Consider the following 16,050-nt stretch of genomic DNA (forward strand, 5'->3'; position numbering starts at 1 on the left):
GTGTTGTTCGCTCCGACAGCGGCTGCGCTTTGCCGGTGAGAGCCTATTGTGATCATATTGTGAAGGTCGGTCGCGCAGATGCAGGTGATGATGGATCGGAAACGGATGCATGCAGTTTCTCGGGCGCACGGAGGCGCAATGTTCCTGGCAATGAAGAGAGTGTTTTTGTCCGCGCTGTTGCTGGCACTCGGTCTGGTGGCATCCGTCGGGCATGCCAGTGCGGGTCCGCTCACTTGGGGGGTCGACGGCCCCGACGCACGGCGCACAGACCTGAAGGCGGTCTTCGAGGTCATGCGAGCCCGCGGCCTCACGCAGTACAGGGTCGGTGCAAATCTCGCGCGGGACACTGATCCCTACGAGGTCCAGATGTACCGGGACATGATTGCGCTGGCCAAGACCTATGGCATCACGCTCAAGCCGATATTGGCGACCCCGTTTGCCTGGGGCGATCGCACCGATGGCGGCAAGTATCCGGCTGGCGACTGGAATGCGCTGTATCAGCAGGCCTATTCGAGAACTTACACCTTCGTGATCAATTTTAAGGATCAGATCAACGACTGGGAGATGGGCAACGAGATCAACCTTCTGGCGCTGGATTCGGGCGGCAAGAAGCTCTACGGCCACGGCTGGACCGCCGAGGAATTCGACATGCCGGTCATGAACGACTGGGTCGCGATCCTCAAGGGCATGTCGGATGCGATCGACAAGATCAATCGTGAACACGGGACGCATTTGCGACGCGTGCTCAACACCACCTCGACGATGTTCGGCTTCCTCGACTTCATGGCGTCGAAGGGCGTTGGATTCGATGTCATCTCCTATCACTACTATGAGGTCCTGAATCAGAATCCGAACCGCGCGTGGGGCGGCAGCAGGCAGTCCTACAATCTGTTCAAGAAGCTCGCGACGTACGGCAAGCCGGTCGTCTTCAATGAAGTCAATTGCGCGGAGATCTACAAGCCGGCTTACGAGAACGAAGCCGGCAAGCCTCTCACCGAGGCGTGCTACAAGAGCCTGCACGCCACTTTGAGCTTCATCGCCAATCAGGTCGATGCCGACATCGAGAGCGTGCTGATCTATGAGTTATTTGACGAGCCGAAGAAGGCCCCGCCGGAAAACCGCTTCGGCCTGATGTATGACCTCAAAACACCGAAGGTGCCACTCTACATGCTATCGCGCTTTGCCGGAAAGGAACTCGCGCCGCACGAGGCGGAGGAGCTGACCAAGCGGGGCATGTAGGCGCGGCACGTGCCGCGCCTGCGGCAACATTCGGCCTAGATCCAGAGCCACGGACAAACGGTGTCCAGTGCGACCCGGATGTAGAACTTCCAGATGTTGTCGGTTGCATATCCCTTGTTGTCGAGGCCGCGGATGCCGCTGACGAGCGGCACCGTTCGGAACCGTGGAATGAATTTCGACGTTTTCGGCGCGGCCTCGAAATCGTCACGCAGCGCCTTTTCGGGGAACGCGGCGGCGGACGTCTCCTCGTAGAGCTTGCACTTGCCCTGGAGGTATTGGCGATAGCCGGCTTTGGTCCACGCCATCATGTACATGTCGACCACCCTTTTGGGGTAGTTCCGCATGTTGACGTAGAAAGCGAACCCTTTCGGGGTCTTCTGGATCAGCTTGGCAAGATTCAGGACGATGTAGCGGCCGGTCATCTTCCAGATCGGGGTGTCGGCATCGCAATCCCTGATGAAGCGCGAATTCGCCATCGCGTGATCGAGCAGGAACAGCTCGCCGTAGCCGCGGCCGTACATCTGAGGATAGTCGAGCCCCGCAAAGGAAATAAACTCGATCTTGTCGACGATGTTCAACTGCTCGGCGATGGCCTTGAGACTGGTCAGGTCGGATTCCGAGTTCTCGACGAAGACAATCTGGTCGATGCACTGGCCGACCAGCCGGCCGTAGAACCAGAGCGCGTCTTCATAGTCCTTGCGGCGGAGGGCGGGATCCTTCCGCCCAAGGCTTCGCACGTCGGCTTTCGGCGTGATGGTCGCCGTCAAAATCAGAATATTCATGGGTCCTTTCGATGTCATCTCATCAATCCCTCGCGGCGGCATGGCTAGGTGGCAGCGACGCGCTCCTTGTTGAGTTCGAGATCGCGCAGGCCGAGCAGGCTTCGTGCCAGTTGGCGATGAAACAGCAGGTAGCTGATCGCGATCGTCAGGACGTATGCGGTCGTGCCAAGCATCCAGGCCGACTTCGGCGTGGCGGCCATCTCCATGACGCGATTTGCGGCAACGAGGCCGAGCATCGTGGCGACCGTTGCGGGCGCAAGCGCCTTGACCAGATCAAGCACCGGCAGCTTGGTTTCCCACGAGGTGATCAGCATTGTGGCGACGGACACGATGAGCGTCACCGCAAGATAGATCTTGATGATCCCGATCAGCCCGAATCTCAGGCCGATGACGAACGCCACGATGGTCGAGATGCTGTTCGCGGTCGAAACCCAGAATTGCAGCTGAGCCTTGCCCCGCGACAGCAGCATGGCGCCGCTATAGGCGGTGATCGACTGCGCTGCGCCGGCAATCGACATCAGCCCGACCAGCGGAATGATGCCGGTCCACTTGGCCGGAAAGAACGCGGTGAAAAGATAGTCTGCGCCGAACGTGAGATAGAGCATGCCGGGAAAGACCACCGCGGCCGTCAGCGACAGCACACCGCAAATGATCTGGTTGCGCTCCTGCAGCGATCCCTTTGCGGCCTGACGACTGAGTGTCGCCATGAGCACGCCGCTGCCGGGCCAGGTGATCACCATCAGCGGAAGGATCATGATCTGGTAAGCCAGACCGTACAGACCGACAGCGGCCGCGCCCACGGCACCGCCGATCAGGACGTTGCCGACCGCGCGACCGGCAAAGTTGAGCAGATTGCTCGCCAGCACCCAACCGCCGAAGGTCAGGATCGAGCGCACGCGGCCCCATTGAAAGTTGAGCTGCACATCCTTTCGCGCGATGATGGCGAAGGCCGCGGCGCGAACGATCTGCACGACGACATAGTAGGCGACCAGCGACCAGACGCCCCAGCCCAGGAAGGCGCCCAGAACGCATGTGAGCACCGACACGATGACGGCGATGATCTCGACGCTCGCCACGACCTGGTAGCGCAGATGCCGCTCGAGCACGGCGCGCGGGCCGAGGGCGGCAATGGAGAGCACCACCGAAATCGACAGCGTGGCGAGGACGCTTCCCAATCCCTCCATCTCGAGACCGGCGGCGAGAGGCGCGGAGATCACCGCCAGGATCACGGCGCAGAGCAAGCCGATGGCGCAGATCAGTGTGATCGCGGCGCCCGCGTCGTTCCGATCGAGCGTCGGCCGCTGCACCATGGCGCTCGACATGCCCAGATCGGTCAACAGCGCGATGAATCCGACGAACGGCAGTGAAAAGGTGACCAGGCCGAATTCGGCCGGCGCCGCGAAATACGTCATCATGACGGTCATCGCGAACTGCAGGCCGGACTTGAGAACGTTCATGCCGGACATCGACAGCAGATTTTTCAGCATTACGTCGATCTCCGGGCGCCACGCGATGACGCCCACTCAGGTTCCATGCGGCCCAGCCCTGCACCCGCGCGTTTATCTCGCACATGCACAACTGGCAAGACAAGCAATCGGGCAGCAGGCATTGCCAAGTTGTTGGGCAGGCCATTTTTCATTGCGAACAGCATCGCGGCGTCACGCTGTCGTTACACATCCGATCGGGATGCGCCGGCAGCCTCGAGGAAGCGCCCCTTCCAGGCGAGGAGTGCGACGATGGCGGTTGCGACCACGATCTTCGCAACCAGCGCAATCGGCGACGCCGAGGGCACGGCCGAAAATGCGCCGATGAAGGCCGAGCCCGCGACGGATGCCGCGACCAGCCCCCATCGCGGCGTTGCGCCGAACCGCACCATGGGGCCCGCCGCGAGCACGATGATGATCGCGGTTGCGACGATCGCACCGACCAGGACATAGGTCGGCGCTCCCGTGATCGCCTGCGTTGGCACCGCGACGGCCAGGACGAGCAGCAATTGGCACAGCGCGACGACGACGAGACGCGTGGCGGACTTCGTCAAATGAGGGGCGATCGCGAGCGTGGATTGCAGATGGCAGTGCATGAAATAGAAGCCCGCTGCGGCGGCCGAGGTCTGGAGAAAGCTTGCCAGAATGGGCGCCGGAACGAACAATTGTCCCGCGTCCGGCAGAAAGCCGATCAGGCCTCCGAGCATCACCAGCGTGGCGCATATGATAAAATCGAGCAGATGCGCGACGGCCGCGCGGGAGTCGTCGGCACTGCCGCGCTCGTATTGATGGACGACTTCGGGATAGTTGACGGTGTGGATGGCCGCGACCAGCACTGCAAACGGCCGCTGCAGCAGGTCGATCGCCATCGAGAAGCCTGCGGTGACCGCTGGAGCGCTCGCACCCAGCGCTGAAACGACGACGAAGCGTATCGAGACCGGGACCGAGAGGTGGAGCACCGAGGCGCCGGCGGCGAGCATCCCGTAGCGGGCGAAGCCGCTCCAATCCTCCAGCAGGGCCGGACGCGTCACTTTCTGAAGTTTGTGGGGATGCAGCAGCTGCCCGGCGATCAGGCTGGCGATCTGGGCGCCCAGCATACCGAGCAGCGCCGCGTGCGCCGTGCCGTGGAGCCACGCGCCGGCCGCCGCGCCGCCCACCATCAGCGTGGCTCTCAGAATGAGGAGAAACGCGGCTGCGCCAAGCCGGTGCGAGACGCGGACAACCATGAAGTGGAGATCCGTCGCGCCCTGCGCCACGGCCAGTGCAAGGCCGACCAGACCTACGCTTGTGGCGATCGGACTAGCGATCGAAACGGCGAGGCCCCCGATCACCAGAAGCGCGAGCGCGCTGGCTAGCGCGGCGCCGAACAGGGACGTTCTCAGTCGCGCCGCGTCGTCATGCATGGCGGCGGCCAGGAAGCGCACGCCGGCCAATTGCAGCCATTCGAACATCAGCACGCTGAGCAGCTGACTGGAAGCGAGCGTGAGCGAGAAATTGGCGTAAGCGAGCGGCGAGAGGATACGGCCGAGCAGAAAGATGAGGATGATCGCCGCCGCACTCTGATAGACGACCCCGACAAGCGCGAACAGACGGGTCATGGCAGCTTCAGGCTGCGGGCTGAAGCGCAGGACGGAGCGGGCTTGTTGCGCAAACCGGTCATCCCAGGGCTATTGCTTGTGCCGGCTCAGGAGCTCGAAGGCGTCGCGATATTCGGCGATGACGTCGGTGAATGTCCGATGGTCGTTCTTCTCGGCGAGCTTGTCGACCATCGCCGCCAGCTCCTCGGGATTCGACATGATGCGCAGAATGCTGTCCGCGAGCGACTTCGGATCCGGCGCGGTCAACCAGCCGACGGCACCGCGCTTGACGGCCTCGGGAATCCCGCCGAATTGGGTCCCGAGGAAAGGCTTTCGTGCGGCTTGCGCGTCGGCAACGACGAGCGGACCCGGCTCCTCCCAGATCGGCGGAATCACGACGACGTCGATCTGACGGTAGAATGTCTCGGGCTCGACGAAGCCAAGAAATTCGATGCTCGCCTTCGGCGCGATGGCCCTGAGCTCGTCCTGTATCTCCGCGTCTGCGACGCCCGCGATGACGAGGCGCACCCGGTCATGGGGAAGATAGGCCAACGCCTTGACGAGATTGTAGATGCCTTTTTCTTCGGTCACACGGCCGATGAATCCGAGGGTCAGGACGGGACCCGCGGAATATTTCGAAGGCGCGGCGACCGGCACCGTCGATGCGTGAGGGATGACCTTGCGCAGCTCTGTATCGGCGAACAGGCCCGTCTCCAGATGGATGTCGAGGATGCGCTCGCTCACGCCGACGACGCCGCGCAGATATCGGGTTGCGCTTCGGCGGTTGATGGTCAGCAGCCTGCAGCTCATGCAGGTATGCTCGCAGGCCTTCCCCTTCGAGAAGCGCGAGCACCGCGGGCAGGTCAGGTAGTAGTCGTGCAGGGTGTGAAGCACCGGCACATTGAGCTCGGCCGCCGTTTTCCATACCGCCGTGGTGAGGCCCGAGAGGTTGTTCGAGTGCAGCACGTCGGGCTTGAATGCCTTGATTCTGCCGGCAACAAGTTCGGCGCTTTGACGCCAGTCCTCCGTCGCGTGCCACAATCCGCGCGCAGGCGCGCTTCGCTGTCCGGTGAAGGGCCGGTAGATGTTATGGACCGGTGCCGAGTACACGTCGATGCCGTTGCTCGTCTCCATCGCCTGTTCAGGCAGCGAGGCGGCGCGAACGACTTCGACTTCATCGCCATTTTTCAGAAGGCCTTCGGCAACGCGGCGCACGAATATCTCGGCCCCGCCGACCACCTTCGGTGCGCCCGGTGTCGGGTACAGTGACGATGTGATCAATATCCTCATGGAAAGGATCTCATCCAATAATCGTATGTGAACGAACCCTGGGAGTCCTTCTCATCTGTCTCCATCGGTGTTCGAGCTGCCTTCTAAATAGACGTCGAGATATTGTCCGGTGACAGCTTCCGGTGTGAAGCTGGCTGCAAAGTCAGGCCGAGGCGGAAAAGTCTGCTTCCATTTCGGTGCCTCACTGATTGCCTGCTTCATCAGTTCGGCGAGTTTGTGGAAGTCACTTGGCTCATAAGAGCCGAGTGAGGTCGAGAAATGAGAGATTTCAGGTATTCCGCCGGCGGTAGAGCAAATGGTCGCACGTCCGGCATTGATGCTTTCTATCAGTGTCCGCGGCAATGGCTCCGGCCAAACCGAGCTAATTAGGCAAACATCCACGGCGGAGTAAAATTCCGCCGACTTTACAAAGCCAAGCCATTTGATCCTCGGATTATCATACCGTCCTTTCAGCTCTCGCTCGTAAACTTCCAAGCCCTTTCCGGCGATTTTGAGTTGCCAGCCGGAATCGGGGAGCAGAGAGACCGCTTTAAGGACGACATCGATGCCCTTTTCGGGCTCAACCCGGCCGATAAAGCCGAAAGTCAGGTCGGCGTCCGGGGACGGCGGGGCAAGTCCCGCGCTGGAGTCCGCGATGTTGTAGATCACCTTGTGAGGTACGCCCGGGAAGAAACCGGGTTTCAGGTGCCGGTCCAGCACATACTGGCTGTTGGAGACCACCGCATCGACCATGCGCGAGGCGTAGAGATATGGCATGGTCATCGTCTTGCATGCCAGGCAGCGCTCCTTGCACGTGTCGCCCTTGCTGAACAGCGTCGACCGTTTGCAGATGAGCGAGTAGTCGCGCAGCGTATGGACGACGCGCATATTGCGACGCTTGGCCTCCGCCCACAGCGACACGGAGAATCCGGTCAGATTGTTGGTGTGAACGACATCCGGCTTCTCGGTGTCGAGAATCGCGGCAAAGCGCTTGGCAGCACGCCTATTCCAGGTATCTCGCAAGTGCCATCGCAGTCGGTCGAGCCGTGGCGGCTTTCGCGTCTGTCCAAACGGCCAATAGGTGTTGTCGATCTGCACGCGGTAGGTGCGGATGCCGTTGCGATCTCCGACCGCGACGTCGCCCTCCTTCTGCAGGGAGACGACGGCGACCTGGTGGCCGTTGCGCATGAAGGCTTCTGCGAGCAGCGATACCGATACCTCTGCTCCGCCCATGATGTCGGGAGGATAGAGGGTGTTCACGATAAGTATCTTCAACGATCGCCTCATGCGTTGATCGTAGATGGGGGCGCACCTCGCTTGCCACGCAATAGCTGGCTCTGCAATCGCATTCGATCCCAAAACGACGTGAACGATCACGTCGGAATGAGGCCGAAATAGTCACCCGATATTCAAGAAGCGGGCCATGACATCCTGCCCGGACCTTCGCGCGTGGCGAGATCCGGGCAAGAGAGAGTCTCGAGCGTGGCCGTTACTTGGAGTTGACCACGACGCTGGAGATGTTCGACGCGTTCGTTGAAGCTGCGTCCAGCGGGGCCATGAGCTTGATAAACTCGGTCGAGGGCGATTCCGCGACCGAAATCACGTCGTGATCGCGCATCCTGAAGGTATCCGCCTGGAACCAGCCGTCAGGCTTGCTCATGTCAAACTTGTAAACGGCCGGGATGGTCTTGGTCGGGAATTGCGAGACATTGATACCGATACGCTCGAGCAGCGGCTTCGGCTCGAAACGATAGACGTAGATCGACTTGGAATCGGCGCGGACGCTATCGAGACCGCCGGCTTTCGCGAGCGCCTCGGCGAGCGACATGTTGTCGTTCTCGAAGGTGAAGCGGCGGTTGTTGGTTCCGCCGATCGATCCCGGCGATGGCGTCGATCCGAACGCCATGTAGACCCTGGGAATGCGGGTCAGGAAGACGACGTCGCCCGGAGCGAGCAGCGTGTCCTCGTTGGGATTATGCACGACCGAGGACATCGACTCGTTGTAGGTGCGTCCTTCGCGCTTGATCGTGATCGTGCTCTCGTAGGACGGGTACTTGGGGCCGCCGGCGCGCGCGATCGCGCCCATCAGGCGGATGCCGCCCGGGTCGACGGGAAAGCGCTGCGGCGAATTGACTTCGCCGAGCACGCTGATCTGGTTGCCGCGCTGTTCTGCGACGCTCACGACCGCCTGCGGATCGATGGCGCGATCCTTGAGGCGTTCGCGGATGATGTTCGAGACGGCGCGCGGCGTCAGACCGGAAACCTTGATCGATCCGGCGTAGGGGATGTTGATGTTGCCGGACTGGTCGACCTGCTGGCGCGGGATGTCGACGAAGTTGCCCGGCCGCACGCCGGCTTCACGCGGAATGAACAGACCGCCCGCCTGCGCTTCATAAACGGTCACGGTGACGATGTCGCCGACGCCGATGGTGATGTCGCGATAATTGCCGCCGGGGAGGCGGGAGAAGATCAATCCGGCGCTGTCGGTAAACCCGTTGGTCGCCTGCAGCACAGCCGGATTGACCGGCATCAGCGCATAGGCGAGCGGCGCGGTCGGTTCGGTGATCAGCGCGGCATTTGTTTGCGTGGAGACGGCATCGGGAGCGTCTAACGGAATGAAGCCCGCGCAGCCGGTCAGCGAAATGCTGATCGCCGCAACGGCCAGAATCCGGCTAATCCCGAAATCCGAATGAGCTTGTTCGGTCCTAGCCAATGTCTTTCCCTCGCGCACACTTAAAATCTGAATTACCGTAGCAACTGTTCAGCTACTGAGTCACTGCTGCGTCTTCGTGATTATGGTAAAGCACTTATGGCTGTGACCTTATTGCCACTTGTGAACATACGTACACGTGCATTCGACTGGTCAAATCTTGTGCGAGATGTGCTCTTTTCCAAGCAACTCGCGAATTTTTCTAAGCAGCTCGCAAATTAGACATACCAGTGTCAGATCGATGTCACGATCGAGGCCTCGGTTCATCCAGCGAGCAGCGCGCAAGCGCGACCGGCGCATTCGACAGCATCTCCGCGAGACGGCGCTGCCGTAAACTTCAGGTGTTGAATTCGAATCAGCGCGCACTCTGCGTTGTATTTTCGCGGGTCTTGCGGTGAGCTTGGCTGTCGCCCGTCAGCATCTGCATCGATATTTCGGTGACGGGATTCCGCCTCCGTTAACCCCTGGATTTGGAAGCTGGCGTCACGCTGGCGTCCCTAAGGTCTTCCTAATCCCGATCCGGCTAGGTGTCGGGCAAACAAAAGGGAAGACGAAGACAATGTTGCAAACCGGGCTGTTCGCGGCGGGCTTTCTCATCTGTGCGATGGCCGTCATGTTCGCGATCGCGTGGTCGTTCTCCGATCAACGCGTCATCGATGCCGATCTGGCGCAGGGCGACGTCCACCGGATGGCCTGATCGACAGGTCTCTACGGTCGCAGATTGTTCGAGAAATCGGACTGCAGCTTTGCCTCGCCGGCCTCGCTTTCGCCCCATTGCAGGACGTCGGCATAGACCTGGCTCAGGTTGCGATGGGTCTGCTCGATGTCGTAGAGGCGGGTGAAACGCTCATACCCGGCCCGGCCGACCGCAGGCAGATCGAGTGTGGTTGCGCGCTTGAATCCTTCAACCAGCTTTTCGGGCGAGGCTTCGTCGCACAACACGCCCGTGGTGCCGTCTTCGACGATTTCCGGCAAGGCGCCGATGCGGAATGCGATGATCGGCTTGGCCGCCCGCATCGCCTCGATGGCGACGAGGCCGAATGCCTCCCAGCGCGACGGAATCGCCACCATGTCGGCCTGATCCAGTTCGGCCTCGATCTGGTTGCGGTCCATCCAGCCCAGCAGCGAGACGTTGGAGGGCAGGTCGCTTCTCCGGAATTTGCTGACGACAGAGGCGCCGATGAGGCGCACATCCAGCGCGTCTCCGAGCGTGCGGGCCGCCTCGATCAGGAGGTCATATCCCTTCTGGCGGTCGAGGCGTCCGATAAAAAGGACCTTGATCTTCGCTGACTGCCATGGCGCTGCGCCGCGCGTGTCGAGCGCGGGGCGCTGCTTGGAAATCCCGTTATGCACAAGGACGAGGCGTTTTGCCGCGATTCCGACCCGCCTGGCGTCGACCTGCTCGCTGTGCGAGATGCAGACGATGCGATGGGTCAGCTTCGACAGCAGAAGTTCGGTGAACTCGGTGACGGCGCGGCTGAGACGGCCGGTCTCGCGGCCGAAGGCCCATCCGTGCGGGCAATAGACGATGCGCGAGCGCCGGTAGGTCAGCCACAGCACCGGACGCACCACGAGCCCGGCGAACGACGAATGCAGGTGAATGATGTCCGGCCGCTGCTGCCGGACCGCGCGCATGGTCGCGGACAGCATGGCAAACAGGCCGACAGCGTTGCGGCCGTCGCGCGGGAACGTGGTGACGGCCTCATCCTCGATGTTGACCAGGTCGTCGCGATGGTCGGACGGAACGACATAGCTGACGTTGCCGCGTCCGAAGCTCGCGCTCTGATGCGGATGAAGCTCGTTGAGATAGGTTGCGATGCCGCCTCTCACCGTTTCGGCGACATGCAGAACCTTCAGGCCGCTGGACAACGGTCGATCCTTCCTTGTCTTGCAGAGACCACGTCTAGCGTCTCCAAGCAGCAATATTTGGGCCGCCTCATCGTACCGCTCCGCCGGATGCGGCCTGCGGAGCCGATTTGGCCAGCACATCGAGCATGGCGGCGGCCGATTTGGTCCACGAATATGTCGCGAGCCGCTCCCGCTGCTTCTCCTGTTCCGCCGGCGAAATCCTGCCGAGATCGATTCTTTCGTGCATTCGCGCCGACAGCTCGCCGGGGTTGAGTGGGTCGAAGTAGACGGCGGCGTCGGCGCAGGTCTCGCGAACGGCTTCCGCGGAACTCGCAATGACCGGGCAGGCGAAGTACATCGCCTCCAGGGGTGGGATGCCGAAACCCTCGTAGAGACTCGGAAACACGAAAGCTGCAGCCCGGGCGAAAAGTGCGGCGACTTCCTCGTCCTTGAGACGGCCGGCGATGACGATTCCGGCTTTCGACTCGGTCGCGCCGTCGCCAAAGACCTTGCTGTTGTCGCCTCCGACCACGACCAGCGGAACATCCGCGCGGCCGAGCCGCTCGGCCGCACGGATTGCGGTGTCGACATTCTTGTTCTTCGTCATCGAGCCGACAAAGAGGAAGAAGCGGTAAGGTTCGAGGCGCAGGGACTCGATGATCGAGAAATCGGGTTCGACCGACGCGAAGTGCTCCGCGCTGTTTGGAACGATCGGGATCGATCCGGGATCCAGTGAGAGCACGTCGGCAAGTTCGTTGCGCGAAAACGTCGAAACTGTTGCAATGGTTGCTGTGCGCGCCAGCAAATGGCCGAGCGATCGATGCAAGGCGAGGTATTGCCAGCTGAAGAAGTCCGGCCGCTTGAACACTTGCGCATCGTGAAGCACGACGAGATGGTCGCGATGGAGCACCGGACCGGAATTGGCGAGGCTGACGAGGCGCGTGCCGGCGGCCGCCCGCGCCAGATCGATCTGGTCCCAGGCGTGCCCGCGCAAAGTTCCAACTTGCTTGACCTTGATGCGGCCAAGACCGGCAAGCGTCTGTGCATCCGGCGGCACCAGAATCTGCCACTCCGCATCCAGGAGTTGCTGTGCTGCCTTGCCGCTCGTGAGCAGGCGGTCCATCGCTTTGACGATCTCGGCGGCATAGCGTTGCACGCCTGTCAGCGATTGTGTCAGGAACCTGCCGTTGATGGAGAGTTTCAAAGCCGATCTTTTTCTTTGCGCGTGTCTTGCGCGAACAATGCCTCAAGACTGGGCATCCGCGCGGAATGGACGGTCGATATGATCTCTAGCACATGCAGCGCTATCGTCCGAGCTTCCTCGCAGGCGGATAGCATGCGTGGATGCATGATGCCATCATGTTTCCTACACATTTCGATGCGCTTACATGGACAAGCCTCAATCGATGATGTCGTCATCGTCGAAACCTTGCCTCTCATGTCCTGGTCTGGCATTGCATTCGCGGAATGAACGAGATGACAACTTTGCGACCAGTGATCGTGACCGGCGCTGCCGGCTTTATCGGAATGCACGTTTGTGAACGGCTGTTGGCGCGTGGCGAACAGGTCGTTGGTATCGATGCGTTCACGCCGTATTACGATCCGGCACTGAAGCGCGCGCGCCTCGAAAAGCTCAAGCAGCTTCCGGGCTTCAGCTTCCACGAGATCGACCTTGCCGATTTTGCCGCGGTGATCCGCGTATTCGATGAAGTCGCGCCCGATCGGGTCGTCCACCTTGCGGCGCAGCCGGGCGTCCGTGCCTCGATCGACGATCCCATCACCAGCATCCGTGCCAATTGTGACGGCTTTGTCACCGTGCTCGAGGCCGGCCGGCGCCATGGTCTGGCGCATCTCGTCTACGCCTCGTCGAGCTCGGTCTATGGTGCCAATCGCACCCTGCCGTATTCGACCGAGCAATCGGTGAACCATCCGGTCAGCCTTTACGCCGCGAGCAAGAAGGCCAACGAGCTGATGGCGCACACTTTTGCGCATGTTCACAAGTTGCCGGTGACCGGTCTTCGCTTCTTCACCGTCTACGGTCCGTGGGGCCGGCCCGACATGGCTGCCTATCTGTTCACGCGCGCGATCTTCGCGAATGAGCCGATCAAGATTTTCAATCATGGCGACATGTGGCGCGACTTCACCTATGTCGACGACATCGTCGAGGGCGTGATCCGCACGCTTGATCGGCCCGCAGCTCCGAATCCCGCGTGGAATGCGGAGCGGCCTGAAAATTCGTCGAGCTATGCGCCGTATCGCGTCTACAACATCGGCAACAACAGATCGGTCAAGCTGCTCGAGTTCGTCGAGACGCTCGAGAAGATCATCGGCAAGCCTGCGATCCGCAATCTGCTGCCGATGCAGGCCGGCGATGTCCTGGAGACGCGCGCCGACATTTCCGCGCTCCAGCGCGACGTCGGTTTCGCGCCGTCGACGCCAATCGCGGAAGGTCTCGCGCGTTTCGTCGAATGGTATCGAAAGTACCACGGCGTGTGATCGCCGAAGCGAACGGCAAGACACAAAAAAATCGGGTGGCGACGGTTAAGGTTTGTTCGGCTCGCGAAGCAGCTTGCCCTAATGTTGGGCGTGCGGCCGGATAGAGAAATGGTCTAGGGTGTTCGGTGGAACATCCGTCGTCAACGGAAAGAGTTTTTCATGCGAATCGCGATGATCGGCACGGGTTATGTGGGACTGGTGTCCGGAGCCTGCTTTGCGGATTTCGGTCACGACGTTACCTGTGTCGACAAGGACGAGAAGAAGATCGCTAGCCTTCATCGCGGCGAGATTCCGATCTACGAGCCGGGCCTCGACGAGCTGGTCGCGACCAACGTCAAGGCCAAGCGCCTCGACTTCACCACCGACCTGTCGAAGCCGGTCGCGGACGCCGACGCCGTGTTCATCGCGGTCGGCACACCCTCGCGTCGCGGCGATGGCCATGCCGATCTCTCCTACGTCTACGCTGCGGCGAAAGAGATCGCGCAGTCGTTGTCCGGCTTCACCGTCGTGGTGACGAAGTCGACGGTTCCTGTCGGCACCGGCGACGAGGTCGAGCGCATCATCCGCGAGGCCAATCCCAAGGCCGACGTGGTGGTCGCCTCCAATCCGGAGTTCCTGCGCGAGGGCGCTGCGATCCGCGACTTCAAATTCCCCGATCGCGTCGTCGTCGGCACCTCCGACGAGCGCGGCCGCAAGGTGATGGGCGACATCTATCGCCCGCTGTCGCTGAATCAGGCGCCGCTGATGTTCACGGAACGTCGCACTGCCGAGATGATCAAATACGCCGCCAACGCGTTCCTCGCGACCAAGATCACCTTCATCAACGAGATCGCCGACCTCTCGGAAAAGGTCGGCGCCAACGTGCAGGAAGTCGCGCGTGGCATCGGTCTGGACAACCGCATCGGCACAAAATTCCTGCATGCTGGTCCTGGCTTCGGCGGTTCCTGCTTCCCGAAGGACACCAAGGCGCTGATCAAGATTGCGCAGGATTACGACGTGAGCTTGCGCATCGTCGAATCCGTGCTGGCGGTCAACGAGAACCGCAAGCGTGCGATGGCGCGGAAAGTAAGCCAGGCGCTCGGCGGTTCCTTGCGCGGCAAGACCATTGCCGTGCTTGGCCTCACCTTCAAGCCCGACACCGACGACATGCGCGATGCGCCGTCGATTCCGCTCGTGACCGGCCTGATCGACATGGGCGCAAAGGTGAAGGCGTTCGATCCCGTCGGCATGGAGCAGGCCAAAAGCGAGCTGCCGAACATCACTTATTCCGAGGATGCGTATTCTTGCGCAGAAGGCGCCGATGCAATCGTCATCGTCACCGAATGGGTGCAGTTCCGCGCGCTCGATCTCGACCGGCTGAAGAGCGTCATGGCGCAGCCCGTCGTCGTCGACCTCCGCAACATCTACCGCCCCGAAGAGATGGCCGAAGCCGGCTTCGTCTATGAGAGCATCGGACGGTCGTCCAAAGCCTAGCACGGCTGAGCGTTGCGGCGTTTCGCTCGCCTCGTCCCGAGGCGAGCGAAATCGTTTCCAATGCGGTATGGTCCGCTCGCATGAGGCCTGCCCTTCGGGCCGTTGGCCTTCGCCGTGATGGAGATTGCCATGACCGACGACACCCACACGATCCGCAGGGGCGGGCTCACCGCGACCATCAAGGCGCATGGCGCCGAGATGTGCTCGCTCAAGCACAAGGACGGTACTGAATTCGTCTGGCAGGCAGGTCCCGCCTGGACCCGCCACGCACCGTTGTTGTTTCCGATCGTCGGGCGTCTCGCGGATGACGAAATGCGGCACCGGGGCAAGACCTACCGGATGACCCAGCATGGCTTTGCGCGCGACAGCCGTTTTGCCTGGGTGGAGCGTGGCGAGAGCCGTTGCGCGCTCGTGCTCGAAGACAACGAGGCGACGCGCGCGCTCTATCCGTTCGCGTTTCGGTTGACGGCGGCCTATGCGCTCGACGAGTCCGGTCTCGATCTCTCGCTCACGGTCGCCAACACCGGCAAGGAGACATTGCCGGCGTCGCTCGGAGGCCATCCCGCTTTCAACTGGCCGCTTCAGGCAGGCGTGCCGAAGGAGAGCTACGCGCTGACGTTCACGAACGAGGAGCCGTCGCCGGTTCGCCGTGTCGAGGGCGGACTCCTGCTCGCAGCAACGGATCCGAGCCCCGTCCGAGGCACTGTGCTTCCCCTGTCGGAAGCCCTGTTCAGCAACGACGCCGTCATCCTCGATCCCGTCAACAGCCATGCGGTCCGCTATGCCGCCACGGATGGCACCGGGCCCTGGCTCAAAATGTCATGGCGTGGCTTTCGCGAACTCGGTGTCTGGTCGAAACCGTCAGGCGCGCCGTTCCTTTGCATCGAACCCTGGCGCGGCTATGCCAGCCCCCAAGATTTCGACGGCGAATTCAGCGACAAGCCGGGCCTCATGCACATCGCGCCCGGGGCAGAGGAACAGTTGTCGTTCCGGGTCGATGTGGGATCGCCCTGAGTTGATCACACGCTGGCGCTGCGGCTGTTCAGTGCAACGCGTGCGGCGGTGACGGACTCTGCGGGTGCCGGCCAAACCGAAGCGGAAGCCCCTTCTTGACGTGAACCAGCGGTTGAATCCGAATTCGGATGAACGGGATTGTTGGTGCTGGCGCCGCC

The 16,050-nt window shown here is 61.6% G+C and carries 13 protein-coding genes; 5 read left to right on the forward strand and 8 right to left on the reverse strand.

The features are described from left to right. Window positions 1-159: 159 nt before the first annotated feature. The gene (locus FXB40_RS22040; RefSeq protein ID WP_246207828.1) at window positions 160-1,239 is read left to right on the forward strand and encodes a glycosyl hydrolase 53 family protein; all 1,080 of its coding nucleotides are present in this window, start codon (window positions 160-162) and stop codon (window positions 1,237-1,239) included. A 35-nt stretch (window positions 1,240-1,274) separates the two neighbouring features. Here the strand turns inward: FXB40_RS22040 and FXB40_RS22045 are convergent, their stop codons facing one another. The 6 genes from FXB40_RS22045 to FXB40_RS22070 form a co-directional block, all read right to left on the reverse strand. Further along, the gene (locus tag FXB40_RS22045; protein ID WP_148774268.1) at window positions 1,275-2,021 is read right to left on the reverse strand and encodes a hypothetical protein; all 747 of its coding nucleotides are present in this window, start codon (window positions 2,019-2,021) and stop codon (window positions 1,275-1,277) included. Between the two features lie 44 nt (window positions 2,022-2,065). Next, on the reverse strand, window positions 2,066-3,508 hold the full coding sequence (locus FXB40_RS22050) for an oligosaccharide flippase family protein (RefSeq protein WP_148774269.1): 1,443 nt from the start codon (window positions 3,506-3,508) through the stop codon (window positions 2,066-2,068). A gap of 182 nt (window positions 3,509-3,690) precedes the next feature. Further along, window positions 3,691-5,103 (reverse strand): polysaccharide biosynthesis protein, encoded by a 1,413-nt coding sequence (locus FXB40_RS22055; protein WP_148774270.1) that lies wholly within the window; start codon window positions 5,101-5,103, stop codon window positions 3,691-3,693. Between the two features lie 69 nt (window positions 5,104-5,172). Next, window positions 5,173-6,372, reverse strand: coding sequence for a glycosyltransferase family 4 protein (locus FXB40_RS22060; protein WP_148774271.1), 1,200 nt, complete (start codon window positions 6,370-6,372; stop codon window positions 5,173-5,175). Window positions 6,373-6,423: 51 nt separating this feature from the next. After that, window positions 6,424-7,611 carry a glycosyltransferase family 4 protein gene (locus FXB40_RS22065; protein WP_246207813.1) on the reverse strand — a complete coding sequence of 396 codons (1,188 nt, stop codon included), beginning with the start codon at window positions 7,609-7,611 and terminating at the stop codon, window positions 6,424-6,426. A gap of 229 nt (window positions 7,612-7,840) precedes the next feature. Then, window positions 7,841-9,064: a polysaccharide biosynthesis/export family protein gene (locus tag FXB40_RS22070; RefSeq protein WP_187437055.1), complete on the reverse strand. Its 1,224-nt coding sequence runs from the start codon at window positions 9,062-9,064 to the stop codon at window positions 7,841-7,843. Window positions 9,065-9,620: 556 nt separating this feature from the next. Between FXB40_RS22070 and FXB40_RS48055 the strand changes: the two genes are divergently transcribed. Continuing rightward, entirely contained in the window at window positions 9,621-9,758 is a 138-nt protein-coding gene (locus FXB40_RS48055) for a hypothetical protein (RefSeq protein ID WP_187437056.1), read from the forward strand. A gap of 11 nt (window positions 9,759-9,769) precedes the next feature. Here the strand turns inward: FXB40_RS48055 and FXB40_RS22075 are convergent, their stop codons facing one another. Then, window positions 9,770-10,930: a glycosyltransferase family 4 protein gene (locus FXB40_RS22075; protein ID WP_148774274.1), complete on the reverse strand. Its 1,161-nt coding sequence runs from the start codon at window positions 10,928-10,930 to the stop codon at window positions 9,770-9,772. Between the two features lie 67 nt (window positions 10,931-10,997). Then, the gene (locus FXB40_RS22080; protein ID WP_246207816.1) at window positions 10,998-12,113 is read right to left on the reverse strand and encodes a glycosyltransferase family 4 protein; all 1,116 of its coding nucleotides are present in this window, start codon (window positions 12,111-12,113) and stop codon (window positions 10,998-11,000) included. 272 nt (window positions 12,114-12,385) lie between these two features. Between FXB40_RS22080 and FXB40_RS22085 the strand changes: the two genes are divergently transcribed. From FXB40_RS22085 to FXB40_RS22095, 3 genes are all read left to right on the forward strand, one after another. Further along, the gene (locus FXB40_RS22085) at window positions 12,386-13,405 is read left to right on the forward strand and encodes an NAD-dependent epimerase (RefSeq protein WP_148774275.1); all 1,020 of its coding nucleotides are present in this window, start codon (window positions 12,386-12,388) and stop codon (window positions 13,403-13,405) included. A 159-nt stretch (window positions 13,406-13,564) separates the two neighbouring features. Beyond that, window positions 13,565-14,878, forward strand: coding sequence for a UDP-glucose dehydrogenase family protein (locus FXB40_RS22090; protein ID WP_148774277.1), 1,314 nt, complete (start codon window positions 13,565-13,567; stop codon window positions 14,876-14,878). Between the two features lie 129 nt (window positions 14,879-15,007). After that, window positions 15,008-15,892 carry an aldose 1-epimerase family protein gene (locus FXB40_RS22095; protein ID WP_187437057.1) on the forward strand — a complete coding sequence of 295 codons (885 nt, stop codon included), beginning with the start codon at window positions 15,008-15,010 and terminating at the stop codon, window positions 15,890-15,892. The last annotated feature ends 158 nt before the right edge of the window (window positions 15,893-16,050 follow it).

Origin of the sequence: Bradyrhizobium rifense (genome assembly GCF_008123425.1) — a bacterium.
Taxonomy (GTDB): Bacteria; Pseudomonadota; Alphaproteobacteria; order Rhizobiales; family Xanthobacteraceae; genus Bradyrhizobium; species Bradyrhizobium rifense.

Excerpts from the sequence above, each read along its gene's own strand:
- FXB40_RS22045 (WP_148774268.1), bottom strand. The coding sequence starts at position 2,021 with ATGAATATTCTGATTTTGACGGCGACCATCACGCCGAAAGCCGACGTG.
- FXB40_RS22050 (WP_148774269.1), bottom strand. The coding sequence starts at position 3,508 with ATGCTGAAAAATCTGCTGTCGATGTCCGGCATGAACGTTCTCAAGTCC.
- FXB40_RS22055 (WP_148774270.1), bottom strand. The coding sequence starts at position 5,103 with ATGACCCGTCTGTTCGCGCTTGTCGGGGTCGTCTATCAGAGTGCGGCG.
- FXB40_RS22060 (WP_148774271.1), bottom strand. The coding sequence starts at position 6,372 with ATGAGGATATTGATCACATCGTCACTGTACCCGACACCGGGCGCACCG.
- FXB40_RS48055 (WP_187437056.1), top strand. The coding sequence starts at position 9,621 with ATGTTGCAAACCGGGCTGTTCGCGGCGGGCTTTCTCATCTGTGCGATG.
- FXB40_RS22085 (WP_148774275.1), top strand. The coding sequence starts at position 12,386 with ATGACAACTTTGCGACCAGTGATCGTGACCGGCGCTGCCGGCTTTATC.
- FXB40_RS22090 (WP_148774277.1), top strand. The coding sequence starts at position 13,565 with ATGCGAATCGCGATGATCGGCACGGGTTATGTGGGACTGGTGTCCGGA.
- FXB40_RS22095 (WP_187437057.1), top strand. The coding sequence starts at position 15,008 with ATGACCGACGACACCCACACGATCCGCAGGGGCGGGCTCACCGCGACC.